Source organism: Pseudomonas sp. 8O, from assembly GCF_902506495.1.
In the GTDB taxonomy this organism is placed as follows: Bacteria; Pseudomonadota; Gammaproteobacteria; order Pseudomonadales; family Pseudomonadaceae; genus Aquipseudomonas; species Aquipseudomonas chaetocerotis.
In genome coordinates this window covers 179,974-204,691 of sequence record NZ_LR733263.1, presented here as the reverse complement: position 1 = coordinate 204,691, position 24,718 = coordinate 179,974, and the positions used below count along the sequence as shown (strand labels likewise).

The window sequence follows — 24,718 nt, the reverse complement described above, 5'->3', positions numbered from 1 at the left end:
TTGCATCACCGGCCAGGCTCGCCTTGGCGACATTCTTATTCACCGGAGAGTAACGAGGAATCCATGAAGGTTCTTGTAGCTGTCAAACGAGTGGTTGACTACAACGTCAAGGTTCGCGTCAAGGCGGACAACAGCGGCGTCGACCTCGCCAACGTCAAGATGTCCATGAACCCCTTCTGCGAAATCGCCGTGGAAGAAGCCGTACGCCTGAAGGAGAAAGGCGTGGCGAGCGAAATCGTCGTCGTCTCCATCGGCCCGGCTACCGCTCAGGAGCAACTGCGCACCGCGCTGGCTCTGGGTGCCGACCGCGCCATCCTGGTTGAATCCAATGACGAGCTGAACTCCCTGGCCGTGGCCAAGCTGCTCAAGGCAGTGGTCGACAAGGAGCAGCCGCAGTTGGTGATCATGGGCAAGCAGGCCATCGACAGCGACAACAACCAGACCGGCCAGATGCTGGGCGCCCTGACTGGCTTCGGCCAAGGCACCTTCGCCTCCAAGGTCGAAGTTTCTGGCGACAAGGTCAATGTCACCCGTGAGATCGATGGCGGTCTGCAGACCGTTGCGCTGAACCTGCCGGCGATTGTCACCACCGACCTGCGTCTGAACGAGCCGCGCTATGCGTCGCTGCCGAACATCATGAAGGCCAAGAAGAAGCCGCTGGAAACCGTTACCCCGGACGCGCTGGGTGTTTCCACCGCCTCCACCGTCAAGACCCTGAAAGTCGAAGCGCCTGCTGCTCGCAGCGCTGGCATCAAGGTCAAGTCCGTGGCTGAACTGGTCGAGAAACTGAAGAACGAGGCGAAGGTAATCTAAATGACTATCCTGGTTATCGCTGAACACACCAATGCCGCTCTGGCTGCCGCGACCCTGAACACCGTTGCTGCTGCGCAGAAGATCGGTGGCGACATTCACGTTCTGGTAGCCGGTGCCAACGCTGGCGCTGCTGCCGAAGCCGCTGCCAAGATCGCCGGCGTGGCCAAGGTCCTGGTTGCCGACAACGCTGCCTATGCCAACCAACTGCCGGAGAACGTCGCTCCGCTGGTAGCCGAGCTGGGCAAAAGCTACAGCCACATCCTGGCTGCCGCCACCAGCAACGGCAAGAACATCCTGCCGCGCGTCGCCGCTGCTCTGGACGTCGACCAGATCTCCGAGATCATCGCCGTCGAAAGCGCCGACACCTTCAAGCGTCCGATCTATGCCGGTAACGCCATCGCGACCGTGCAGTCCTCGGCTGCCATCAAGGTGATCACCGTACGTAGCACCGGTTTTGACGCTGCTGCTGCCGAAGGCGGTTCTGCCGCTGTTGAAGCCGTATCCGGCCCGGCCGATGCCGGCAAGTCCGCCTTCGTGGGTGAAGAGCTGGCCAAGTCCGACCGTCCGGAACTGACCGCTGCCAAGATCGTCGTTTCCGGCGGCCGTGGTATGGGCAATGGCGACAACTTCAAGCACCTGTACGCCCTGGCCGACAAGCTGGGCGCTGCCGTCGGCGCTTCCCGCGCTGCCGTCGACGCCGGCTTCGTGCCGAACGACATGCAGGTTGGCCAGACCGGCAAGATCGTTGCGCCGCAGCTGTACATCGCCGTCGGTATCTCCGGCGCGATCCAGCACCTGGCCGGCATGAAGGACTCCAAGGTCATCGTTGCGATCAACAAGGACGAAGAGGCGCCGATCTTCCAGGTTGCCGACTACGGTCTGGTCGCCGACCTGTTCGAAGCCGTACCGGAGCTGGAGAAGTCGGTCTAAGCCGCTTTTCCTGCAACGAAAAACCCGCTCTGGTGAGCGGGTTTTTTATTGCCTGCACATCCAGTGCGCAATCATCACTTCAGGCCTTCCAGAAACTGCCGGTAGAGCAGGGCGCTTTCTTTGGGGCGTTCGAGCATGGGGGCGTGACCGACGTTCTCCATGATCACCACGCTGGGTTTGCGTAGCAGTGGTTGCATGACCTCGATGCTGGATACGTCCAGCACCCGGTCCTGCTTGCCCCAGAGCAGCAGAGTGGGCGCCTGGATTTTTGCCAGTTCGGGCTCCAATGGGATGTTGCGCTCTACCAGCTGCTTGAATACCTGTTCATAGTGCGCAGCCTTGGCCATGGAGCGCTCGCCCAGATATCGCTTGAGCGACTCGGGCAGATAGGGTGGCTCGACGAAAATGAATTGCAGCAGATTGTCGAAATCCTGCGGCTGCTTGACCACCAGTGGGTTGGGCGCACCACTGGTCAGCAATCGATACAGTTCGCTCTTGTGCGGGCTGTCGATTCCTGCGTTGGCCAATAGCGCCAGCGAGCGAACGCGATCCGGGTAGCGTGCTGCGAAGAGTGCGGCGATGTGTCCCCCCATCGAATTGCCCAACACATGAGCTTGCTGGATGCCCAAGGCATCGAGAATACCCGCCAGGCGTTCCGCCTGGGTGCCGACATCGTAGCTGCCAGGGGGCAGGTCGCTGTCGCCGAAGCCGGGCAAGTCCAGTGCGATGACGCGATAGTCCTTGGTCAGGTGGCGAGAAAAACGCAGCCAGTTATCCTTGTCTGCAGCGAAGCCGTGGAGCAACACCAGCGTTTCGCCACTCGCCGGTCCTCCCTGGTAGTAATGGATGTTAAGATTACGGACAGATAGCCGCTCGTGACTGAGCCCGGCGCGCTGTTGTTCTATCAGGCGCAGGCTGGTCAACTGAGTGTCGGGAAAGAAATACAGCGTTGCTGAGGCGGCGAGAAGCAGTAGCAGCAAAGCGAGCAGCAGTTTTTTCATGGCGCGTCCTTATCGCGAGCTATTCCGGCGGCGCCACTAAGCTAGCATGAACACAGAGGATGCCGGGGTGCCAAGCTCATCCTGCCAATCAACGCATAAACCGAGAGTAGCCAATGCCTGAGCGTTGTCTGTTTAAGTCGCTGTTGCTGTGGTGTGCCTTGGTCGTTATGCCGACTGCGGCCCTGGCGGTTGGTAAATGCGAGCGCCTGGTGGCGACCGGTAACCCGGAATATCCCCCCTATCTTTGGCGTGATCCACAGAACCCGCAGCAGTTGATTGGCGCCAATGCCGATCTGCTCAAGCACCTGGCAAAGGAGCTCGGCGTAGTGGTTGATGTGATCTACACCGGGCCCTGGTCGCGAGCGCAGGATGAAGTGCGTACCGGGCGTGTCGATCTGATTGCAGGGGCGTTCATTACTCTGCCGCGGCTGGAACACATGGATTACGTGCACCCGGCGTTCTTTTATACGCCCAGCGTGGTCTGGGTGCGCAAGGGCGAAGCATTTCCCTATGGCAGCTGGATCGACTTGCAGGGACATACCGGCGACACCCTGGTGGGCAACAGTTTTGGCCAGCAGTTCGATACCTTCGCCAAACAGAACCTGAAGCTCGAGGGCGTCTCCAGCCTGACCCAGGCTTTCCAGAAGTTGCTGCTTGGCCGCACCGACTACGTGCTCTACGAGCGCTACCCCGGCTTGGCGCTCGCCGAGACGCTGGGTATGGACGATGATCTGGAGGTGCTGGACCCGCCGATTTCCAGCGAAGGCCTCTACTTAACCCTGTCGCACAATTCGGCATGCAATGAGCCTTGGCTACGCGGCCAACTGGCGCGAAAGATGACAGAAATGGTCGCCGCTGGCCTGCCTGAGCAGTTCCTGCAACGCAACCTGGAACTTTGGAAGGCGCAGCAGATGCAGCCCGATCCGGTTGGCGACGTCACTCAGTAGGAAATTTTCGTGATCAATCGAACCCTTCCCTTGCTGCTGGCGCTGGGCCTGACGGCCTGCGCGAGCGATCCTGCTCCCATCGAGCAGATACGGCTGACCGAACAGGCGTTGGCGCAGACCAAATCCCTGGGTGTGGTTAGCCAGCAGTCCGAGTCACTGCGCCAGGCTGAAGACAAGTTCGCCCAGGCACAGGCGGCCATGCAGGACGGTGAAAACAAGCAGGCGCGCCTGCTGGCCGAGCAGGCTGAGTTGGATGCGCGTCTGGCCGAGGCCGAGTACCTCAGTGGCAAAGGGCGGGAACAGCTGACCGAGCTCAATCACCGCATCGGCCGTCTGCGCCAGCAACTGGGAGCCATGTGATGAAGGGTTTTGATCACCTGGGCGGCCTGATGCTGGTCGCTGCGCTGTTGAGTGGTTGTGCCTCCAGTCAGTTGGCGAGCGAGCAGGCCCTGGAAGAGGCGCGTCTGAGCTTCCAGTCAGTCAAGGAAGATCCCGGTGTGCTGCGCGCCGCACCCAAGGACGTGATTCGCGCAGGTGAGTCGCTGGCCCGTGCCGAACGTCTGTCCAGTTACTGGGGCAGTGGCGATGATGTCCGTCATTACGCTTACCTCAGCCAGCGCTATGCCGCGATCGCCCGACAGCACAGCGATATCAGCCTCAACCAGGAGCGCGCAGCCAAGCTCGAGCTGGAGCGCCAGCGCCTGCAACTGACCTTGCGCGAGGCCAAGCTGATGAGCGTGCAGCAGCACAATGGCTGGCTGGAGGAGCAGATGGTCAGCCTCGCCACCAACGAGACAGAGCGCGGCCTGGTCATGACTCTGGGCGATATGCTGTTCGACGCCGGTCGTGCCGAGCTGCAGCCGGCAGCCAACCGGACGGTGCTCAAACTCGTGCAGTTCCTGCAGATCAATCCGCAGCGCCGCGTGCGGATCGAGGGCTACACCGACAATACCGGTGATGCTACCGAGAATCTTGAACTGTCGCGTGCACGCGCACAGGCTGTAGCCGATCTGCTGGTGGACCTGGGTGTGGATGCCAAGCGTATTCAGGTGGCCGGTTACGGCGTCGACTTCCCCGTAGCGGAAAACGCTTCGGCGCGTGGTCGGGCACAGAATCGGCGGGTGGAGATCGTCTTCTCCGACGAGAGAGGCCAGCTCGGCGCCGAGCGCTGAGCGAAATACCTGACCAAACCCCGGCAGAGTCCGGGGTTTTTTGTGCGCTGAAAATGGCTACGGCGCTGCGCGATTTCGGCAAGTTATGCCGTACCAGAAAAACAGATAGCATCTGTGCCGGTACAATTGTGTAGCAATAGGTTACTGTTATGCTCCAGTGACCCGGAGGATACCGCTATGACCAATCTGCTGCTCTATCAACGCATCGCCCAGCAGTTGGCCGAAGATATTCGTCGCGGTGTCTACCAGCCCGGCGAGCGCGTGCCTTCGGTGCGCAAGATGAGTGCGCAGCTCAATGTCAGCCATGCCACGGTTTTGCAGGCGTACGCCAACCTTGAAGATCAGGGGTTGATTCGTGCGCGCCCGCAGTCCGGCTTCTACGTCCACCAGACGCCAGCACTGACCGCGCCGACGCCGGATATCGCCAAGGTCGAGCGGCCAGGCCTGGTCACCCGCGCCAGCATCATCAATCAGGTGCTCACCGAGTCGCGTCGTGAAGGCGTGTTCCCGCTGGGCGCCGCGGTGCCGCATGTCGATTACCTGCCGGTGCGTGCGCTGCACCAGCAGTTGGCCAAGGTCACCCGTTTTCACAGCCCGCGTGCGTTCAGCTACATGTTCAGCCCCGGCTTCGAGCCGCTGCGCCGCCAGGTGGCGATCCGCATGCGCGATGCCGGCGTGGTGGTCGATCCGTCCGAGGTGGTGATCACTCACGGTTGCGTCGATGCGCTGCAGATGAGCCTGCGCGTACTGACCAAGCCGGGCGATCTGATCGCGGTGGAGTCGCCAACCTATTACGGCCTGCTGCAACTGGCCGATCTGCTGGGCCTCAAGGTCATCGAGATTCCCTGTGATCCCACTACCGGCATCAGCCTCGAAGCGCTGCAACTGGCGGCCAACCAGTGGCCGATCAAAGCGCTGGTGCTGACTGCGCGGTTGTCCAACCCGCTGGGCGGCACTATTCCCGAGGAGCGTCAGCGTCAGTTGTTGCGCCTGGCTGGCGATTATGATTTCCAGATCGTAGAGGACGATATCTATGGCGAGCTGATGTTCGAGCAGGGGCCGACCAAGGCGCTGAAGTCACATGATCGCGACAGCCGGGTGATTTATTGCTCGAGCTTCTCCAAGACGCTGTCGCCAGGTGTGCGCATTGGCTGGATCGTCGCTGGCAAGTATCAGGACGAGATTCAGCGGCTGCAGACCTTTTCCACCCATTCGGCGTGTAGCGTCACCCAGATGGCGGTAGCGGCTTATCTGGAAAATGGTGGTTACGATCGTCACCTGCGGCATATCCGTCAGGAATATCGCAAGAATCTCAACGCCTTCCAGTTGGCGGTGCAGCAGTATTTCCCGATCGGCACGCAGATGACCCGGCCCAAGGGCGGCTTCATCCTCTGGGTCAGCCTGCCTGCGCGGGTCAACACCAAGGATCTGCACGTGCGTGCGCTGCAGCAGGGCATCTCGATCGCGCCGGGGCTGATCTTCAGCAACACCGAGCAGTTCAATCATTGCGTGCGGCTCAACTGCGGCATTCCGTGGAACCGTGAGGCGGAGAGGGCGCTGATGACCCTGGGCATGCTGGCCACGCAGCTGTGCCAGGAGGGGGGCGGTTCCTGGGAGGGCTGAGAAAGTACGTCCTGGGTTAACCCGTTTCATCGAGGGGCTGCGTCTACCTGAGCGAAGGTCTCGTGCCATTGCTCAGGAGGTGCATCATGTTCGCTTATTCCTCATTACTTGTTCGTCCGTTCGCCGTCGGTTTTTCCGCGAGCACCTTGCTGCTGCTCGCCGCCTGTAGTGCCTCTGGTCCGGAGCCGGAAGCCCAGACCAGCTCGGAGCCAGCGGCGACACTCGTCCGTGAACGTCTGGCTGTACCTGTAGCAGCCGAGATGCCTGCAGCAGCCAGCCAGAAGCGCATATCGACCCTGGCTTACGCACCGTCTCCCATCGCCGATGTCCTGCCTCCGGGCTACCGTGACGAATCGCGCGAGCAGTACCAGGCCTATGCCGATAATCCGGTATTCGCTGTCGCCGAGACGCCTGTGTCCACCTTCAGCATCGATGTCGATACCGGCAGCTACGCCAACGTGCGGCGCTTTCTCAATGGCGGGCAACTGCCACCGAAGGATGCCGTGCGCCTGGAGGAGCTGGTCAACTACTTCCCTTACACCTATCCGCTGCCTCAGGGCGACGCGCCCTTCGGTGTCAGCACCGAACTGGCGGTGACGCCGTGGAACGCGCAGACGCGCCTGCTGCGCATTGCCATCAAGGCGTCGGATCGCAGTGTCGAGGAACTGCCGCCGGCCAATCTGGTATTCCTCGTCGACGTGTCCGGTTCCATGCATCGCCGAGAAGGCCTGCCGATGGTGCAGGGCACGTTGAAGCTGCTGGTCGATCAGCTTCGCCCACAGGATCGCGTCTCGCTGGTTACCTATGCCGGTGACAGCCAGGTGGTGCTGGACTCCACGCCCGGCAGCGACAAGGCGAAGATCCGCGCTGCCATCGATCAACTGAACGCTGGCGGTTCGACGGCGGGGGAGTCGGGTATCCAGCTGGCCTACCAGCAGGCGAGCAAGCACCTGATCGATGGCGGCATCAATCGCATCCTGCTGGCCACCGATGGCGACTTCAATGTGGGCATCAGCGACTTCGATAGCCTCAAGCAAATGGCGGCCGACAAGCGCAAGACAGGTGTCTCGCTGACCACCCTTGGCTTTGGCGTGGACAACTACAACGAGCGCCTGATGGAGCAGTTGGCCGACGCCGGCAACGGCAATTACGCCTACATCGATAATTTGCGCGAAGCGCGCAAGGTGCTGGTGGATCAGCTCGCTTCCACCCTCGCCACCGTGGCCAGCGACGTGAAGCTGCAACTGGAGTTCAATCCGAGCGAGATCAGTGAGTATCGTCTGCTGGGTTACGAGAACCGGGCACTCAAGCGCGAGGACTTCAGTAATGACAAGGTCGACGCCGGTGATATCGGCGCCGGGCATACCGTCACCGCGCTCTACGAGATCGTCCCGGCGGGCGCCAAAGGCTGGCTGGAGCCCTTGCGTTATCAGGCTGGTGCGAAGCCCGCGAGCAAGAGCGGCGAGTTGGCCTGGCTGCGGATTCGCTACAAGGCCACAGGCGAGGCGGTCAGCCGTCTGCTGGAGCGGCCCATCGTGCGTAACGATGCCAAGCCGGTCGCGACTGCCAGCGAGGATCTGCGCTTTGCCGCAGCGGTGGCTGCATTCGCCCAGCAGCTCAAGGACGGCCGCTACACCGGCGATTTCGATCTGGCGCAGAGCATCGCGCTGGCGCGCTCGGCCAAGGGCGAGGATCGCTTCGGCCTGCGTGGCGAGTTCATCCAACTGGCCGAAATCGCCCAGAGCCTGCACACTTCGGCTTCAACCCCTGCACGAGCTCAGCAGTGAACGCACCTCTCACGGATGACGACGCCGCTTTATTGCGGCGTTACCGCCGCGGCGATGCCGCCGCTTTCAACATGCTCTACCAGCGCCATCGTCTGGGCCTGTTCCGCTTTCTGCTCGGCCTGTGTGGCGATCACGCCCTGGCCGAGGAAGTGTTCCAGGACACCTGGATGAGCCTGGTGCGCAGTCAGAGCGAGCAGCGCGAGACGGTGCTGTTCAAGACTTGGTTGTACCAGATCGCCCGCAACCGCCTGATCGACCACTGGCGCAAGACGGGCCGTCATCAGGCCGGGCATGACGAATACGATGAAGGCCAGCACGCCCAGGCCGATCCAAAGCCCGGCCCTGAGCAGCAGTGGAGCCTGAGTCGCGACAGTGAGCGGCTGCAGGCGGCGCTGGCCGACTTGCCGGAAGATCAGCGCGAAGTGTTTCTGCTGCGCGCCCATGGCGACCTGGAACTGAACGAGATTGCCGAGCTGACCCGCACGCCGGCCGAGACGGTCAAGAGCCGTCTGCGTTACGCCTTGCAGAAATTGCGCCGGCTGCTGGCCACCGAGGAGTTGTCCGCATGACCCATGAACGAGAACCTCTGGACCACGAACAGGCGCTGCTGGCGCATTTCCGTGCCCATGGCAATGGCGAGCCCTCGGCCGAGCTGGATGCACGTATCCTGGCGGCGGCCAGTGCGGCTGCCCGAGAAGCGCATCAGCCCGACGAGGCTGAATCCGGCTGGGCGCAGCGCCTGCACCAATGGCTGTTCGGTAGTGGCCGTCAGCGCTGGTCGGTGGCCGTGGCTGGGCTGGCCTGTGTCGGGATCGGTGTCAGCCTGACCTGGCGCACGCTGGAGCAGACGCCGGATGCGTTCGATGCGGTACCGCCCAGCGTTGCGATGAGCCCGGCCGCGCCGGCGCCGATGGCGGCCAAGCGTGCGGCAGAGCAGGAGGCGGTTGCGCCTGTGGCTGCCCCGCAGGAACGCATGAGAAGCCAGGCCATGGCACGCCAGGCGCCCTCTGCCGATAGGGCTGAGGCACCGATGGCCAGTAGCGCTGCGCTGGCGCCCATGGCCGAGCTGGTGGTCCGGAGCGAGCCGCGCGAGGCGCTGCTGCGTCTGCTGGAGCTGCGCAAGGCGGGCGAGCAGGACGAGGCGCAGCGGCTGCTGGAGCAGCTGAAGGCCGACTATCCGCAACTGGATATCGAAGCCGAACTTGCACACCTGGCCGCGCAGGCACCGAAGTAAAAGTCGTGTAAGTCGGCTTGTCAGGCGCGCCCATGCGGAGGAGCATGGGCGCGTTACTGATCGAGTTGATCTTGTCCCATGATGCGTAAGTCCATTCTTCTACTGCTGTGCCTGGGTTGGCTGAGCGCCTGTGAGCGTGAACCGGAGCCTGTTGCGCAGCAGCCCGAGCCAGAGCCGGCAGTGGTTGCGACGCCGGCCAAGGTGCCTGCTGCCAAGCCAGAGCCGGTCGAGGCCAAACCAGTGGCTACACCCGCCAAACCACCCGTCGCCGCCAAGCCCAAGCCTGCTGCAGCGCCACAGCCCAAGCCGGCAGAGCCCGAGTCGAAACTGGTGTTGGATCTGAGCGTGCCGCAGGAGCTGTTCGAGCAGGCGCTGGAAAGTGAAACGCGCGAGGATCTCTCGCCGGTTCTGCCACCGCTGTTTGGCGAGAAATCCGAAGTTCAAAGCCCGTTCCAGATCAGTGGCCGACTGATCAGCAACGAACGGGTCGACGACTACTGGGACTCCATCGAAGGCGCTGAGCTGCAGTTCGAGTTCAAGCAGTAATTCTAGCCGACTCGACTGCCGTACCTGGCGGTCATGAATGAATGGGATTGCGGGTTGGCGCAAGTCCGCGTGGGTGCTGTGCCGTTATTATCGCGGCCTGCAAACTGAATCACTGGCAAAGGAGTGCCGAATGTCTGCCAATACCGATGAGCACGACAGCCCTGCGGCGTTAACAATTGTCGCCGCGTTGGCGAGCTTTATCGTTCCGCTTGCGCTGGGGATTCTCCTGCAATGGCAGCAGGTACTGGGTCTTATTCAGGCGGCGATCATTGCTTTGGGTGTCGTTGCTATTACGGGGCATCCCGGACTCTACAAGCACTTTCCGTTACCCCTGATGAGCCTGATTCTGGGCTTCAGTTTTAATCTTTGGGGAGAGGTTTCTGGTTTCCTCGGCTTTTTCGTTGGGCTGTTCGCTCTGCTTTTTAGCGGTGTGCATCTTTTTTTCTGGATGCAGTTTCTGGGCTTCACCAGCAAAGACTTCAGATACCGTCACACCTTGTCATCTCATGGCAGAAAAGTAGATTGGGAGCCGACTTCCCGTTCGGATTACCTGCCCAAATATGGCACCGCCTGGCTGGCCAGAACCATAGCTGGCTTTGCCTGGGCCATTGATGGGCGGGTGAGCGAGCAGCTTCAGGTTGGAGTCGATCAGTGGTCGCGTCCCATCGCGCGAGTAACGGCTGCTTCACCTGCGCCAACCGAGCCGCCTGTGGTTGTCGGCACACCGACGCCTGGGCACCGTTGCCAAGGCCAAATCGACGGCAGCGGCCGCTTGACCTTCAATGCGCCGCGGGGCAGTCACGTGCTTCGTGGCGAGCCGTTCAGCGCAGTGGACGGCCAAGGCGCGCCAGGTTTTAGTCTCTGGTTGGATGACCAGCCCACCGGGCTGTTGCTCGAACAGGGTGCTTCGGTGTTGTGGAGCGATGACGGTCAGTCGCTTGTCTGTTTCGCGCGTGCCGAGAGCCAGTCCGTAGAAGAAACCACCTCCTGGCTTTGGCGATCAGCCTCCGGCTGGCGCCCGCTGGAAGAGCCCTGGCAGTCGCTCGTCGACGAGCCCTTGCTGGAGTGGGGCGCACCCATGCGCCTGGAGGGAGGGCGTCTCTTTTACGATGCGCTGATGCATGGACCGCAAGCTGAGCGATCTATGAGTCTGACACTGTGCACCGAGTTGGAAGGGGAGCGGGCTGGCACTGCATCGCTGCAGCCAGCGTCGATGTCGGACGACGCGCAACCCTGCCTGACCCTGCTGCGCAAGAGCCGTGATGGTCGCCGCCATGCCTTTGCCTGTCATATCGGTGCCTGGCAGTTGCCGGGGCTGTGGTGTCTCGATCACCGTATTTCCGACTGCGGGCGCTATCTGGCCTTGATCGCTTTTGCCGAGGCGCCCGCCATTCCTCATCAACTGGTTGTGGCTGATGTTTTGGCGCGGCGCCTGCTGAGGGTCGATGAGCCGCTGCTAATCGCCAGGCTAGAGGCGTTCGAGGACGGTGTCATTCGTCTGCAGCAGATAGTCGGCAGACGGGCCAGTGCCATGGGTACCGGCCCCCTGCCGCATCTCGAGGCGCTGGCGCCGGCGGCAGAGCAGGCCGATGCCTTCGTTGCGCTTGGCCGCTTGCATCATCGAATCACGCAGATTGCGGTCGATCCCTGGTCGTTGCGTTTGTTGCCCAACTGGCGTCTGCAATGGCGCCCTGTGCCTGCCAGTGCCCAGGGTGATTACCTGCTCGCTGCGCCCGGCGCTGGGGATGCTGCCTGGCTGTTCGGACTCGACAGATATGTGCGCGAAGGCAATGCGCTGCCAGGTGGGGCGTGCGTCCTGACCGCCTCCGGTTGCGGCGTGGCGGATCTCGCTCCCTCGATGGCCTGGTCGGCGGACGGCCGTTATCTGGCGTTGAGTCGTCGGGTGATCGGCGAAGTGACTGTACAGTGGCACCTGTTGCTGCTGGATACTCAGGATCACACGCTGCGCCACGACACCCAGCCTCTGGCTGCGATGCCATGCTTCGAGGCGTTCGATGCTGCCGGCCTGCATGTCAGTGGTGTCGAGCAACAGGTGCAGTTGGTCGTGATGGAGACACTGCTGGCGTTACCCCGACAGATGCTGATTCGCACTGGTGATATCTGGTTGCTGGCCGAACAGCTGAGCGATGCCGTGCATTGGCATCGCCTGGACAGCAGGCATTTACAGAGCTGGCGGTCTCCTGGGGGCGAGTCCTCTCGGGCGTAGGTTGCGCTCAGAAGCGATAGACCTGCCGTGCGATGGCCGCATGCAGCTCATCATCCAGCGGCTCGAAGCTCGTCGAACTCGGCAGGCGTACAAACAGCGGGCCGTCGACCTGGCGCGGATCGTAGCCGGCCTGCTTCAGATCCGCTTTCTTGTACTTGAAGGTGCCGGTGGTCTCCACTTCGCCGAGCAAACGCACGAACAGTGGCGCCGCGTAGGCCGGCAATCGTGCGTCGAGGTGGGTGCCCAGCGCGGCACCATCCAGCTCAAAGCCCTGTGCCAGGCGCAGCGCAGCCATGCCGCAGCGGCCGTTGGTGCCGGGAATCTCCACGCCGTAAACCACCGCATCCTCCACGCCTGGGAAGGCGCCGAGCACGTTCTCCACCTCGGTCGTTGAAACGTTTTCGCCCTTCCAGCGGAAGGTGTCGCCGAGGCGGTCGACGAACTGCGCGTGCTTGCAGCCGATGTCACGCATCAGGTCGCCGGTGTTGAACCAGGCGTCGCCCTTCTTGAACACGTCGCGCAGGATCGCTGCCTCGCTCTTGGCCGGATCGGTGTAGCCATCGAACGGCCACTTGGTGCTGATCTCGCTGATCAGCAGACCGGCTTCGCCCTTGTCGGCCTTCTGCAGATAGCCCTTGTTGCCGCGGATCGGCCGATCATTCTCTAGGTCGTAGCGGACGATGGCGTAGGTAGCGGGGGTGTAGCCGACTGTGTTGTCGAAGTTGAAGACGTTGGTGAAGCCGATGTTGCCTTCGCTGGAGGCATAGAACTCGGTGATCTGCTCGACGCCGAAGCGCTGCTTGAAATCGCTCCAGATCGACGGGCGCAGGCCGTTGCCGATCATGCAGCGCAGGCTGTTGCCCTGTTCCGCCGGGTGCACGGGCTGGTTGAGCAGGTAGCGGCACAGTTCGCCGATGTAGCCGAAGCAGGTAGCCTGGTAGCGCGCCACGTCGCTCCAGAAGGCGCTGGCGGAAAACCTGCGGCGCAGGGCGATGGCCGCACCGCCGGCCAGCGCTGCGCTCCAGCATACGGTGACGGCATTGTTGTGGTAGCAGGGCAGGGTCAGGTAGAGCACGTCGCGCTCGCTCAGGGTCAGGCCTGAGTGGCCGAAGCCGCCATAGGCCTTGATCCACTTGCCGTGGCTCATGATCGAGGCCTTGGGCAGGCCGGTAGTGCCGGAGGTGTAGATCAGAAAGCAGGCGTCCTTCATGCGCACGCGCAGGCTGTCCGGCGGGTTGTCCTCGGCCTGGGCGGCGGCCAGTTGCATGAGGTTGAGCCAGCCGTCCGGCGCCTGGCCAGCATCGCTCAGGCAATCCTGGTCAGCGATCCAGTAGCGGCGAGTGCATGGGGTGTGCAACTGGTCGGCTATTTCGTCGAAGACGCCATGCAGTTCGTCACCTATCACCAGGAAGCCGGGCTTGACCAGGTTGAAGCTGTGCGCCAGCACCTTGCCGCGCTGAGTGGTGTTGATCAGTGCGCCGACCGCACCGAGTTTGCTCAACGCGGCGAGGATCGCCAGCAGTTCCAGGCGGTTCTCCAGCATCACCGCGACCACGTCGCCATGGCTTACTCCCTCGGCCTTGAACGCCCAGGCCAGACGATTGGCCCAGGCGTTGAACGCGTGATAACTGAGCTGGCGGTTTTCATCCATCAGCGCCGGACGCTCGGGGTGGCGTTCGGCTGCACGCTGCAGGGCCCAGGCCAGCGACAGGTTCTTCTCGCGGTTGCGAATGCCTGCGTAGTAAAGGCCGCGCAGCATGCGCGGCACTCGCGGCAGGTGCTGCGGCAGGTGGGCCAGGAAGCGGAAGGGCGAAATCAGATCGGCTTGGCTCATGGGGCTCGCACTTTGGATGTCATGAATGGGAGGCGAGTCTTGACTCTAGTCAGCGTGGCGCTTACCAGCCATGGCCCTGGCGCGCGCTTCGGTGGGCAGATCGGCGAATTGCGTCGCTATCGTCGTTTAGAAATCCTGTGAGCCCGGCTGCCAGGCCTCGATATGCTCCCAAAGGGCAGGCCAGTCTTGCGCCCAGCAGCAGCGATGATCATAGCCACGTACTACCTTGCGCTGCGCGCGGTGGCCGGGAGGGTAGCTCGCCAGGAACGCTTCGGTTAATTGACGGGGAACAATGCGATCTTCAGCTCCTACCAGGTGAAACTGTTCAACATTCGCCAAACGCGCACGCAGGACCGCAGTGTTTAATGAACCTTTCAGGGCGGAGATTCGATGGTGATGGGTCCAGGCGGCATGATCGAGGTTGCCGGCAATTGTGACGATGCGCTTCACATCGTGACGCCGCGCCGCTAGGAGCAATGTCAGGGTTCCACCGCCCGAGTAGCCGATGAGCACCAGACGTCGAGCGCCAGCTCGGTCTTTCAATTGGTCAACAGCCTGATCAAGACTCTGTACCACTTCTTCGGCGAAGCGGGCGTCAGTCCAGTAGCGTCTTTGGCAGGGTGGGCGAGAGGCATCCAGGTACTGGCAGGGGCGGCCCAGATAGGCAGCGTTGCCTCGGGGTTGCGCCAATGCCAGGCGCAGGGCAATCGGGTCGAGAGGGGTCGGGTCACTGGAAGGTTGGCGAGCGCTGATCCAGGCAAAGCCATCACCCTCCAGATAGATCGTCAGCTCATCACCTCTGGTCTGAGGCGCAAAGGCCTGCAGGCGAAATGCACCGCCCTGCAGTTGCAGAGCCTGCCAGTTCTGTTGGTGCGCGAGCATGGATGCTTGCTGGTGCCGCTCGCCCGGGCTGGGAAAGGAGGTGCAGGCTGCCAGCAGTAGTGTTCCTGCCAGCAGGAATAGGGGGCTCAGGCGCATGGATGAATATCTACCTCAGCTGACCGAGCTGTTTGCAGATGGAGCGGGGTTTCATCAGGTAGTGCGCGCCGTCGTTTCATCTTGCTCATCGGTGCTGAGCGCCAACACGCAAAGGCCACGGCATTGGGCGTGGCCTTTGTGTCGCGACGCAGTGCTCAGAAGGCCCAGCGTGCTTTCACTGAGGCACCCTGGTTGGTGAAGTCGCTACGCGCCTCTGCATCGTAACGCAGGCTGACTTCGGTGCCTCCGCTCAGGGTGTGGATCAGACCCAGTCCGGCGCGGGCTAGCCAGGGCTCCAGATCCAGCCCTTGGGTTCTGAAGGCGGCGCCGGGTGCGCCAGCGTAGGTGGACGTGATTGTGCCGTTTTCGTCGATCACGTCGTAGCCGGCGCCGAGGTTGGCACTGAGCAGGGTGGCTTCGCTCAAGGCGTAGTTGAGTTTTCCGTCGATGCTGAACAACAGCTCTTCGGTGTCGTTGCTGTCTACGTCCAGATCAAGAGCGCCAGCACCTTTCTCATGATACGAATCAGTACCTATCCACGTGTAGTCCGCGCGGGCCGAAGGCACGAAGGTCAACTGTTCGGACAGGTACATGTTGTGACCGATGCCAATGCCGGCATGGACGTTGTAGCCGTTGTAGTCGGCGTGGGCAGTGGCATCTGCGAAAGGCATGTGGCGCTTGCTTTCGTTGCGGTTCTGCCCGGCGTCCAGCTGGAAGTTCAGCTCGGTATCGGCACTCAGGGCGTAACTGCCGTAGCCAATCAGTTGGAACGTATCGATCTGGGCGCTTTGCGGGGCAACCCGTGAGTCGCTGTCCAGGTCGGTCTGTGCGTAAGCGAATGCCAGGCCAAGCCGGGTGGTCTCGGAAACGGCCGTATCGGCACCGATAGCCAGGCCCTTGGTGTTGGCGTCGTAGCCAGAGATACCACTACGTTCATTTTGCTCGGCCCAGGAACCAAAGGTCTTGATCCAAAGATTGCCGTTGCTTAGGGCGTCACCCGAAGACAGGCCGCGATTGCTGTCCTGGTGGGCCTGAATCACCCGGTTGATACCGGCCAATGTGCTGCTGGTGGCACTGGTGGCGCTGCCGGCGACAGTGGGCATGGTAGAGGTGACTGCGTTGGAGACCTCCTGCTCGCTGGTCAGGCCGATGAAGTTGGACGCCAGCTCACCAGTCGGATCTTCGGCTAGTACGTTATCGAGCACCTGGGCCGCTTCTTGTGCCGGGTTGTTGCCGGTATTGATGACGCTGTCCAGCACGCCGGCAGTCTCGGCCTTGGCCAGTGTCAGATCGACGGTATTGCCGTCCTTGACTGCGCCGAAGTTGAAGAGCAGGGAGTTGTCGCTGACGGCAAAGGTACCGTCACTGATCAGGTTGTTGGCGAGGAGTACATCGTTGAGTGTGCTGGCCGTGAAGGAGTAGCCGGGATTGCTGACGTCCACCATGATCTTGGCATTGCTGAGCAAGGTAGCGGTGCCGTCTACCACCAGCTTGCCGTAGGAGTTGTCATCAGCCACGCCAATCTTCAAGGCGCCGCTGCTGGCCTGATTGTAGTCGCCATAAATGGTGCCGGTGACGCCAGCAGCCAGGCTAAGGGTTCCCGCGTTGCTGAAGCCGCTGAAGGCAAAGATGCCGTCGTCCATCGTGCTGGACGTGCTGAGGCCTGCGCCCATCTTCAGAGTGGCACCGTTCTCGATTACAAAGCGGTCGACGGCGATGGCATTTTCACTGCTGAAAACTGCGCCTGACTTGAGGGTGAACAGGCTGTTCCCAGCATCAACGTCGCCCACCAGGCGCGCAGTATTGCCCGTGATGTTGATTGCGGAAATACCACTGAAACTCAGGTCGCTGATTGCGTATTGAGTTCCGGAGATGGTGCCACTGTTATCGATGGCACCGATGGCGCTGTCATAGACCTGAATGCCCGCCAGGGTGCCATTGATGGTGCCGCTGTTGCTGACTGAGTCGATGGTCGTGCCGGTATCAATACCGATGCCGACACCATCAGTACCGATGCCGCTGATGGTGCCGCTGTTGACGATGGTGCTGATACCCACATCTCCGGTCGCCAGGATACCGGTACCTCCGGTGATGGTACCGGCGTTGTTGAGGCTATCGAGCGTCACCGTTTGCATCAGACCATCCAGGGTAATACCGACAAAGGAACCCTCGATGGTGGCGCCTGCCAGGTTGCTGATGCTGCTGCCGCTGGCTTTTAGATAAATGCCGGAACCGTCCAGGTAGTAGGTACCGCCGGTATTGCGGATGATCCCGGCATTGCTGATGCTGCCGAAACCGGAATCGCTAAAAACGGCTGACTCATTGGCTGTGGTGATGCTGCCGGATTCGCTCACGGTCAGACTGTCATTGCCGTACAGATAACAACTGTAGGATTCGTTGCCGCTGATGGTGTTATTGCCAGCCCCGCAAATAGCCGGGACAGCCTGTACTGTTCCAGCTGTCGTCAGGGCAAGGACTACACCTGCGAGCTTGAGTGCGCCGCCACTGCGCTTGCCGTGCAGGTTGGCATGTTCATCGGCAACGACGAACGTATTGCGGGTAAAGCTCCAGACGATACTAAAAGCTTTGTTCATGACTGCTCCCTGCGCTACCTGGCAACTGCCAGGCGAGCGATGCGACGCGTTTTTATCAGCGGTACGGCGGGAGGGTTCAGATTGCACTTCCCTGCATACGGCTTCCTGACATGCCAGGCATGTGATGGCATTGTGCCTGACTTCTTTCGGGCGCACATTCGGTATTTGCTGCAGGCCCGATGAGCAGCCGAAGATTGACTCAATCGACGAACAGATCCGGTATCAGGCTGCCGCCAGCAGGATCGAAACGGTATTGCTCGAAGTCGCTGACACCCCGTTCGCGCAGGATGTCTTCATCGATCAGCAGGCGCCCGGTGATGCTGCGGCCCTGGCTGGCCAGGATCGCATGAGCCGCGTCGGCCATGATCGCCGGGGTGCGTGCCCGCTTGAAGGCGTCGCGGCTGCCCAGTTCGAACTCGATGGCGGCGGTGGCGATCATGGTCTTCGGCCACAGTGAGTTGACGCTGATGCCGTACTTCTTGAATTCCTCGCTCATGCCCAGGGTGAGCATGCTCATGCCGTACTTGGTGACGGTGTAGGGGCCATGCTGGGCGAACCACTTGGTATCGAGGTTGAGCGGCGGAGAGAGGTTGAGGATGTGCCCGCCCGAGCTTTTCTTCCCCGCAGCGGAGCTGCTGTTCTTCAAGTACGGTAGCGCCGCCTGGCTGCAGACCATCACCGCACGGGTATTGATCTGGTACATCAAGTCGAAGCGCTTGGGTTCCAGTTTCTCCACGCCCACCAGCTTGATCGCCCCGGCGTTGTTGATCAGTGCATCGATGCCACCGAAATGCTCGGCGGCCTTGGCCATGGCGGCCGCCACGGCCTGCTCGTCACGCACGTCCAGCTGTATCGCCAGGGCCTTGCCGCCTGCGGCTTCGACCTCGGCTGCGACGCTGAAGATGGTGCCTTGCAGTTTCGGGTGCGGCTCGGCGCTCTTGGCCGCGATGACGATGTTGGCGCCATCGGCGGCGGCCTTGAGGGCGATCTCGCGGCCGATGCCACGGCTGGCGCCGGTGATGAGCAGGGTCTTGCCTGAAAGTGACATGGGCGTTCCTCTTGTCGTAGGGTGCGCCGTGCGCACCGCCTGTTAATCCTGGTGCGCGCAGCGCACCCTACGAAGCCGTTTCGATTTCCACCAGCAACTGACGGTTCTTGACCTGGTCGCCCTGACTCACGCCAACGCGACGGACGATGCCGTCGACGCCGGCCTTGAGCGGGTGCTCCATCTTCATTGCTTCCAGTACCACCAGCAGTTGCCCCTTGCTCACGCTAGCGCCCTCGGCGATCAGTACGTCGACGATGGCACCATCCATAGGTGCCTTTACCGCGCCGCTGCTGGCGGCGTTCTGCCCGCCCGCTGGCTCGTGGGTCACGTCCAGCAGCTCCAGGTTGCCGTGTTCACCGTACAGCCACAGATGCTCGCCTTCTATGTGGTAGGCCTGGCGGCGGCGCACGCCGTCCAGTTCGAGGGTCAGCCAACGGCCATCGCTGGCCAGTAGGCGCAACGACATCTGCTCCTCACCCCAGTGCACGCGAAGCTGTGCTTGTGGGCCGCTGGCGAGCACGTCCAGTTCCACAGCGTGTCTGTGCTCCCCCTGCTTGAGAACGAAACGCCAGGGCGCGCTGCCGGCGCTGCGCCAGCCGGACAGGCCGGGCTGGTGCGCGCGGGCATTGGCCGAGACCTGGTAGAGCAGGGCGGCGGCCATGGCCAGCTCGGCCAGGCTGGCCGTGTGCGGCTGCAGGCTGGGATCGCCTTCGAAGTGTTCGGCGATAAAGGCGGTGGTGGCGTTGCCGGCGGCGAACTCCGGATGCTTGAGCAGGTTGGCGAGGAAGCGCTGGTTGCCGTTCACGCCGAGCAGCACGCACTGTTCCACGGCGCGCACCAGCTTGCGCCGGGCTTCGTCGCGGGTTGCGCCGTAGGCGATGACCTTGGCCAGCATCGGGTCGTAGAAGGGCGTGACCGCCTGGCCCTCGACCAAACCGTGATCAATGCGCACGCCGGCCAGTAGCTCGGGCTCCCAACGCAGCACCTGGCCGGTTTGCGGCAGGAAGCCGGCGGCCGAGTCCTCGGCGTACAGGCGCACTTCCATGGCATGGCCGTTGAGGCGGATTTCGTCTTGTCGAAGTGGCAGGGGCTGGCCCTCGGCCACGCGAATCTGCCAGGCCACCAGATCCTGCCCGGTTATCAGCTCGGTGACCGGGTGCTCGACCTGCAGGCGAGTGTTCATTTCCAGGAAGAAGAACTCGCCGCTGGCTTCGAGCAGGAATTCCACGGTGCCAGCGCCGACGTAGTTGACCGAAGCCGCCGCCTTCACCGCCGCCTCGCCCATGGCGCGGCGCAGCTCGGGCGTCATCACCGGGCTGGGCGCTTCCTCGACCACCTTCTGGTGGCGACGCTGTACCGAGCAGTCGCGTTCGCCGAGGTAGACGATATTGCCGTGCTGGTCGCCGAAGACCTGGATTTCCACATGGCGCGGGCGGATCACTGCGCGTTCGAGGATCAGCTCGCCGGAGCCGAAGGCGTTCTGCGCCTCCGAGCGGGCGGTACGGATCTGCCCCAGCAGTTCGGAGGCTTCCTGTACCAGGCGCATGCCGCGGCCGCCGCCACCGGCGCTGGCCTTTATCATCAGCGGGTAGCCGATGCGCTCGGCTTCGCTGGCCAGGGTCTCGTCATCCTGGGCGGCGCCTTCGTAACCGGGAATGCAGGGCACGCCGGCTTCGAGCATGGCGATCTTGGACAGGCGCTTGCTGCCCATCAGGTGGATGGCCTCTACGGTCGGGCCGATGAAGACGATACCGGCCGCCTCGCAGGCGCGGGCGAAGTCGGCGTTCTCGGAGAGGAAACCGTAGCCGGGGTGGATGGCGTCGGCGTCGGTCTTGCGCGCGGCCTCGATGATGGCGTCGATGCGCAGGTAGGACTGGCCCACCTGTGCCGGGCCTATGCACACGGCTTCGTCGGCGATCTGCACGTGGCGGGCATCGGCATCGGCCTCGGAGTACACCGCCACGGTGCGGTAGCCTAACTCAAGGGCGGTGCGCATCACCCGGCAGGCGATCTCGCCACGGTTGGCGATCAGGATCTTGTTGAATGCGGGCATCTTCGTGCTCCTGCTGTGCAACCTGGTTGGTCGGTGTCCGGATTACATCCCGGCTGCGGTCTGTCGATTTTTTTGTAGGAGCCAGCTTGCTGGCGATCCTGGTTCGAGCTGATCGCGGGCAAGCTCGCTCCTACAGTTGTTGGTGTGGTTACTGCGCCCACTTCGGCTTGCGCTTCTGCACGAAGGCCAGGGTGCCTTCGACGCCCTCGGCGCCTGTGACGGCGGCAGCGAACTGTTCGGCGGCGCGGTCGAGCAGCGGGCCGAGTGCTTCGCGTTCGCTGGCCAGCAGCAGGGCCTTGGTCTGGGCGTTGGCCTGTGGCGCGCATTGGCGAATCTGTTCCAGGGTCTCGTCCAGGCGCTGCTGCAGGGCGGCGTCATCGCTTTCGCAGTAATGCACCAGGCCCAGGCGTAGGGCCTCGGTGCCGTCGAAGCGGGCGGCGGTCAGAGCCAGGCGGCGCGCCTGGGTCAGGCCGATGCGGTGCACGACGAAAGGAGCGATCTGCGCCGGGAGGATGCCTAGCGTGGTTTCCGGCAGGCCGAACTTGGCGCTGCTGGCCGCGATGGCCACGTCGGACACGCAGGCCAGGCCGAAGCCGCCGCCGAGCACGGCGCCTTCCAGCACCGCCACCAGTACCTGCGGCGCGGCCTGGGCCTCTTCCAGCAGTGCACCGAAGGCGCGGTTCAGCTCGCGGTAGGCGTCACTGCCGCGGGCTCTGGCACCGGCCATGTCCTTGATGTCGCCACCGGCGCAGAAGTGGCCGCCCGCGCCGCGCAGGACGAGGGCGCGCACGTTCATGTCATGGCGCACGGCCTCCAGCGTGGCGCGCAGTTCGCCGACCATGGTCAGGCTCATGGCGTTGCGGCTGTCCGGGCGGTTGAGGGTGATGTGCAGCACGCCACTGTCGAGGTCGAGCAGCAGGGTTTCGCAGTGGGGCAGGTTGCTCATGGGGGGCACCTTTAGATCGTTCCCACGCTCCGCGTGGGAATGCATTTGGCGACGCGGAGCGTCCCGTTATGGGTTCCCACGCGGACGGTTCGACGCCTCGACGTGGGAACCATCAGCGTATCTCAGCCCTTCTTTTTCCCAGGCAGGATGCCCATCAGCTTGCAGATGATGCCGAGCATGATTTCGTCGGCACCGCCGCCAATGCTGACCAGGCGCACGTCGCGGTAGGCGCGCGACACCGGGTTGTCCCACATGAATCCCATGCCGCCCCAGTACTGCAGGCAGGCGTCGGACACCTCGCGGCCGAGGCGCCCGGCCTTGAGCTTGGCCATCGATGCCAGCTTGGTCACGTCACGGCCTTTCACGTATTGCTCGGTGGCCTGGTACACCAGTGCGCGCAGGCACTCGATCTCGGTCTGCAGCTCGGCCATGCGGAAGTGAATGACCTGGTTGTCGATCAGCGGCTGACCGAAGGTGTGGCGCTGCTTGCAGTAGTCGATGGTGGTGTCTACGCAGTGTTCCAGGCCCTTGATCATGTTCGCCGCACCGAACAGGCGCTCTTCCTGGAACTGCAGCATCTGCATCATGAAGCCGGCGCCTTCGTGGCCGATGCGATAGCGCTGCGGCACGCGCACGTTGTCGAAGAACACCTGGGCGGTTTCCGAGCTGCGCATGCCGAGCTTGTCCAGGTGTGGGCTCACCGTGATGCCAGGAGTCTTCATCGGCACCACGATCAGTGACTTGTTGACGTGCGGCTTGTCGTCACTGGTGTTGGCCAGCAGGCAGATGAAGTCGGCCGATGGCGAGTTGGTGATCCACATCTTGCTGCCGTTGATCACGTAGTCATCGCCGTCCTTGCGCGCGGTGGTCTTCAGGCCCGCCACGTCGGAGCCGGCGCCAACTTCGGAGACGCCGATGCAGCCGACCATCTCACCAGTAATGGCCGGGCGCAGGAACGCTTCGCGCAGCTCATCGGAGCCGAAGCGCGCCAGGGCCGGGGTGCACATGTCGGTCTGCACGCCGATGGACATCGGGATGCCGCCGCAGTGGATGGTGCCGAACTCTTCGGCGGCAACGATCGAGTAGCTGTAGTCCAGGCCCATGCCGCCGAATTTCTCCGGTTTGGAGATGCCAAGCAGCCCCAGTTCGCCGGCCTTCCTGAAGATGTCGTGGATGGGGAAGCGGCCCTCCTTTTCCCACTCATCGACGTGCGGATTGATTTCCTTGTCGACGAAATTGCGGACGGTACGGCGGAGTTCTTCGTGTTCCTGGGTGAAGATCATTGTTGTTGTGCTCCGTATCGAATGGGTCTGTAGGGCGGGTGAAACCCGCCGCATGCTTTGCGGGTTTCACCCGCCCTACGGTCAGAATCGCGCCACGCCGAAGCTGCTTTTCTTCAATGGACGCAGGTTGGCTTCGGCACAGATGTCCAGCAAGAAGCCCAGCAGCTTGCGCGTATCACGCGGATCGATCAGGCCGTCGTCCCACAGGCTGGCGGTGCCGTACAGCGCGGTGGACTGGCTGTCGAGCTTCTGCGCAGTGACTTGCTCGAGCATGTCGAGCATTTTCGGATCGGCTTCCTTGCCTTCCTTGGCATGCTTGTCCTCGGTGACGATGCGCAGCACCTTGCCGGCCTGGGCACCACCCATCACGGCGGTCTTGCTGTTGGGCCAGGCGAAGATGAAGCGCGGGTCGAGGCCTCTGCCGCACATGGCGTAGTTGCCGGCGCCGTAGGAACCGCCTACGACGATGGTGAGCTTGGGCACGGTGGCGTTGGCCACGGCCTGGATCATCTTCGAGCCGTGCTTGATCACGCCGTTCTGCTCCGACTCGGTACCGACCATGAAACCGGTGGTGTTGTGGAAGAACAGGATCGGCGTGTTGCTCTGCTCGCACAGTTGGATGAACTGCGCTGCCTTGGCCGCGCCCTGCGGGGTGATAGGGCCGTTGTTGCCAATGAAACCGCAGGCCTGGCCTTCGATCTGCAGATGGCCGCACACGGTCTGGCTGTCGAACTCGTTCTTGAAATCGAGGAACTCCGAGCCATCGGCGATGCGCGCGATGATCTCGCGCACGTCGTAGGGCTTCTTGGCGTCGGCCGGTACCAGGCCGAGCAGTTCCTCGGCTGGGTACAGCGGTTCGCGCCAGGTTTTCGCCGGACGCGCCGGTAGCTGCTGGTTCCAGGGCAGCATGGCGAGGATCTCCCGCGCCAGGCGTACACCGTCGGCGTCATTCTCGGCCAGGTATTCGGCGGTGCCGGCGACCTGAGCGTGCATCTCGGCGCCGCCGAGTTGCTCGTCGGTGGCGATCTCGCCGGTGGCGGCCTTGAGCAGTGGTGGGCCGGCGAGGAACATCTTGGCCTTGCCGCGTACCACCACCACGTAGTCCGAAAGGCCGGGCTGATAGGCCCCGCCGGCGGTGCTTGAGCCGTGCACTACGGTGATCTGCGGCAGGCCCATGGCGGACATGCGCGCCTGATTGGCGAAGCCGCGCGCGCCCTCGACGAAGATGTCGGCGGCGTAGTTGAGGTTGGCGCCGCCGCTTTCTGCCAGGGTCACCACCGGCAGTTTGTTCTCGAAGGCGATCTGCTGCAGGCGCAGGGACTTCTTCAGGCCGCTGGGGGAGATGGTGCCGCCCTTGATCGCGCTGTTGTTGGCAATCACCAGGCAACGTACGCCGGCGATGTAGCCGATGCCGGCGATCAGGCCGCCGCCGGCCTGACTGCCGTCCTTGTCGTCATGCAGCTTGTAGCCGGCCAGCGAGGCCAGCTCGAGGAACGGCGCACCGGCATCGAGCAGCAGGTTGATGCGTTCACGCGGCAGCAACTGGCCTCGCTTCTCGAACTTGGCCTTGGCTTCCTGCGCCTTGTCCTGCACCTTCTGCTCGACGTCGCGGAAGGCTGTGATGGCGGCCAGCATGGCTTCGCGGTTCTGCGCGAAGGCTTCGCCATGCACGTCGATTTCCGATTGGATCACGGGCATCGCC

General features: G+C 62.7%; 20 protein-coding genes. 11 read left to right on the top strand and 9 right to left on the bottom strand.

Translation table 11 applies throughout. The annotated features are described in order from the left end of the window. Positions 1-63 precede the first annotated feature (63 nt). Together GV002_RS00940 and GV002_RS00935 are read left to right on the top strand one after the other, a co-directional pair. Complete coding sequence (locus GV002_RS00940; protein ID WP_160016648.1) at positions 64-813, top strand: electron transfer flavoprotein subunit beta/FixA family protein; 750 nt, start codon at positions 64-66, stop codon at positions 811-813. Continuing rightward, positions 814-1,743 (top strand): electron transfer flavoprotein subunit alpha/FixB family protein, encoded by a 930-nt coding sequence (locus GV002_RS00935; protein ID WP_160016646.1) that lies wholly within the window; start codon positions 814-816, stop codon positions 1,741-1,743. A gap of 74 nt (positions 1,744-1,817) precedes the next feature. On the opposite strand, the gene GV002_RS00930 is transcribed toward GV002_RS00935, so the two are convergent. Beyond that, positions 1,818-2,744 (bottom strand): alpha/beta fold hydrolase, encoded by a 927-nt coding sequence (locus tag GV002_RS00930; RefSeq protein ID WP_160016644.1) that lies wholly within the window; start codon positions 2,742-2,744, stop codon positions 1,818-1,820. Between the two features lie 113 nt (positions 2,745-2,857). Here GV002_RS00930 and GV002_RS00925 point away from each other — a divergent pair, with 113 nt between their 5' ends. From GV002_RS00925 to GV002_RS00885, 9 genes are all read left to right on the top strand, one after another. After that, complete coding sequence (locus GV002_RS00925; protein WP_160016642.1) at positions 2,858-3,691, top strand: substrate-binding periplasmic protein; 834 nt, start codon at positions 2,858-2,860, stop codon at positions 3,689-3,691. 9 nt (positions 3,692-3,700) lie between these two features. Beyond that, on the top strand, positions 3,701-4,051 hold the full coding sequence (locus GV002_RS00920) for a DUF4398 domain-containing protein (protein WP_160016641.1): 351 nt from the start codon (positions 3,701-3,703) through the stop codon (positions 4,049-4,051). Beyond that, the gene (locus tag GV002_RS00915) at positions 4,051-4,863 is read left to right on the top strand and encodes an OmpA family protein (protein ID WP_160016640.1); all 813 of its coding nucleotides are present in this window, start codon (positions 4,051-4,053) and stop codon (positions 4,861-4,863) included. Before GV002_RS00920 ends, GV002_RS00915 begins: the two co-directional genes overlap by 1 nt. 177 nt (positions 4,864-5,040) lie before the next feature. Continuing rightward, complete coding sequence (locus GV002_RS00910; RefSeq protein WP_160016639.1) at positions 5,041-6,486, top strand: PLP-dependent aminotransferase family protein; 1,446 nt, start codon at positions 5,041-5,043, stop codon at positions 6,484-6,486. Positions 6,487-6,572: 86 nt separating this feature from the next. Continuing rightward, complete coding sequence (locus GV002_RS00905) at positions 6,573-8,273, top strand: vWA domain-containing protein (RefSeq protein ID WP_160016637.1); 1,701 nt, start codon at positions 6,573-6,575, stop codon at positions 8,271-8,273. Beyond that, the gene (locus GV002_RS00900) at positions 8,270-8,842 is read left to right on the top strand and encodes an RNA polymerase sigma factor (protein WP_160016636.1); all 573 of its coding nucleotides are present in this window, start codon (positions 8,270-8,272) and stop codon (positions 8,840-8,842) included. The genes GV002_RS00905 and GV002_RS00900 overlap by 4 nt, the downstream gene beginning before the upstream one ends. Beyond that, a complete protein-coding gene (locus GV002_RS00895) occupies positions 8,839-9,507 on the top strand; it encodes a hypothetical protein (protein ID WP_160016634.1) in 669 nt (222 codons plus the stop codon). Before GV002_RS00900 ends, GV002_RS00895 begins: the two co-directional genes overlap by 4 nt. A 78-nt stretch (positions 9,508-9,585) precedes the next feature. Further along, positions 9,586-10,053 (top strand): hypothetical protein, encoded by a 468-nt coding sequence (locus tag GV002_RS00890; protein ID WP_160016633.1) that lies wholly within the window; start codon positions 9,586-9,588, stop codon positions 10,051-10,053. Between the two features lie 130 nt (positions 10,054-10,183). Further along, entirely contained in the window at positions 10,184-12,280 is a 2,097-nt protein-coding gene (locus tag GV002_RS00885; RefSeq protein ID WP_160016632.1) for a hypothetical protein, read from the top strand. 7 nt (positions 12,281-12,287) lie between these two features. On the opposite strand, the gene GV002_RS00880 is transcribed toward GV002_RS00885, so the two are convergent. The 8 genes from GV002_RS00880 to atuC form a co-directional block, all read right to left on the bottom strand. Beyond that, on the bottom strand, positions 12,288-14,114 hold the full coding sequence (locus tag GV002_RS00880) for a long-chain-acyl-CoA synthetase (protein ID WP_160016631.1): 1,827 nt from the start codon (positions 14,112-14,114) through the stop codon (positions 12,288-12,290). Between the two features lie 126 nt (positions 14,115-14,240). Further along, positions 14,241-15,092, bottom strand: a complete 852-nt coding sequence (locus GV002_RS00875) for an alpha/beta hydrolase (protein WP_256667009.1) — start codon at positions 15,090-15,092, stop codon at positions 14,241-14,243. A gap of 155 nt (positions 15,093-15,247) precedes the next feature. Next, positions 15,248-17,686: an autotransporter domain-containing protein gene (locus GV002_RS00870; protein WP_160016948.1), complete on the bottom strand. Its 2,439-nt coding sequence runs from the start codon at positions 17,684-17,686 to the stop codon at positions 15,248-15,250. Between the two features lie 199 nt (positions 17,687-17,885). Beyond that, complete coding sequence (locus GV002_RS00865) at positions 17,886-18,734, bottom strand: SDR family oxidoreductase (protein WP_160016629.1); 849 nt, start codon at positions 18,732-18,734, stop codon at positions 17,886-17,888. Between the two features lie 67 nt (positions 18,735-18,801). After that, positions 18,802-20,787, bottom strand: coding sequence for an acetyl/propionyl/methylcrotonyl-CoA carboxylase subunit alpha (locus GV002_RS00860; protein ID WP_160016628.1), 1,986 nt, complete (start codon positions 20,785-20,787; stop codon positions 18,802-18,804). 148 nt (positions 20,788-20,935) lie between these two features. Beyond that, complete coding sequence (gene atuE, locus GV002_RS00855) at positions 20,936-21,733, bottom strand: isohexenylglutaconyl-CoA hydratase (protein ID WP_160016626.1); 798 nt, start codon at positions 21,731-21,733, stop codon at positions 20,936-20,938. Between the two features lie 122 nt (positions 21,734-21,855). Beyond that, complete coding sequence (gene atuD / locus GV002_RS00850) at positions 21,856-23,016, bottom strand: citronellyl-CoA dehydrogenase (protein WP_160016624.1); 1,161 nt, start codon at positions 23,014-23,016, stop codon at positions 21,856-21,858. An 81-nt stretch (positions 23,017-23,097) separates the two neighbouring features. Further along, positions 23,098-24,714 carry a geranyl-CoA carboxylase subunit beta gene (gene atuC / locus GV002_RS00845; protein WP_160016622.1) on the bottom strand — a complete coding sequence of 539 codons (1,617 nt, stop codon included), beginning with the start codon at positions 24,712-24,714 and terminating at the stop codon, positions 23,098-23,100. Between the last annotated feature and the right edge of the window lie 4 nt (positions 24,715-24,718).

Excerpts from the sequence above, each read along its gene's own strand:
- GV002_RS00935 (WP_160016646.1), top strand. The coding sequence starts at position 814 with ATGACTATCCTGGTTATCGCTGAACACACCAATGCCGCTCTGGCTGCC.
- GV002_RS00875 (WP_256667009.1), bottom strand. The coding sequence starts at position 15,092 with ATGCGCCTGAGCCCCCTATTCCTGCTGGCAGGAACACTACTGCTGGCA.
- GV002_RS00895 (WP_160016634.1), top strand. The coding sequence starts at position 8,839 with ATGACCCATGAACGAGAACCTCTGGACCACGAACAGGCGCTGCTGGCG.
- GV002_RS00885 (WP_160016632.1), top strand. The coding sequence starts at position 10,184 with ATGTCTGCCAATACCGATGAGCACGACAGCCCTGCGGCGTTAACAATT.
- GV002_RS00915 (WP_160016640.1), top strand. The coding sequence starts at position 4,051 with ATGAAGGGTTTTGATCACCTGGGCGGCCTGATGCTGGTCGCTGCGCTG.
- GV002_RS00930 (WP_160016644.1), bottom strand. The coding sequence starts at position 2,744 with ATGAAAAAACTGCTGCTCGCTTTGCTGCTACTGCTTCTCGCCGCCTCA.
- GV002_RS00940 (WP_160016648.1), top strand. The coding sequence starts at position 64 with ATGAAGGTTCTTGTAGCTGTCAAACGAGTGGTTGACTACAACGTCAAG.
- GV002_RS00925 (WP_160016642.1), top strand. The coding sequence starts at position 2,858 with ATGCCTGAGCGTTGTCTGTTTAAGTCGCTGTTGCTGTGGTGTGCCTTG.
- GV002_RS00865 (WP_160016629.1), bottom strand. The coding sequence starts at position 18,734 with ATGTCACTTTCAGGCAAGACCCTGCTCATCACCGGCGCCAGCCGTGGC.
- GV002_RS00910 (WP_160016639.1), top strand. The coding sequence starts at position 5,041 with ATGACCAATCTGCTGCTCTATCAACGCATCGCCCAGCAGTTGGCCGAA.
- atuD (WP_160016624.1), bottom strand. The coding sequence starts at position 23,016 with ATGATCTTCACCCAGGAACACGAAGAACTCCGCCGTACCGTCCGCAAT.
- atuE (WP_160016626.1), bottom strand. The coding sequence starts at position 21,733 with ATGAGCAACCTGCCCCACTGCGAAACCCTGCTGCTCGACCTCGACAGT.
- atuC (WP_160016622.1), bottom strand. The coding sequence starts at position 24,714 with ATGCCCGTGATCCAATCGGAAATCGACGTGCATGGCGAAGCCTTCGCG.
- GV002_RS00870 (WP_160016948.1), bottom strand. The coding sequence starts at position 17,686 with ATGAACAAAGCTTTTAGTATCGTCTGGAGCTTTACCCGCAATACGTTC.
- GV002_RS00860 (WP_160016628.1), bottom strand. The coding sequence starts at position 20,787 with ATGCCCGCATTCAACAAGATCCTGATCGCCAACCGTGGCGAGATCGCC.
- GV002_RS00890 (WP_160016633.1), top strand. The coding sequence starts at position 9,586 with ATGATGCGTAAGTCCATTCTTCTACTGCTGTGCCTGGGTTGGCTGAGC.
- GV002_RS00905 (WP_160016637.1), top strand. The coding sequence starts at position 6,573 with ATGTTCGCTTATTCCTCATTACTTGTTCGTCCGTTCGCCGTCGGTTTT.
- GV002_RS00880 (WP_160016631.1), bottom strand. The coding sequence starts at position 14,114 with ATGAGCCAAGCCGATCTGATTTCGCCCTTCCGCTTCCTGGCCCACCTG.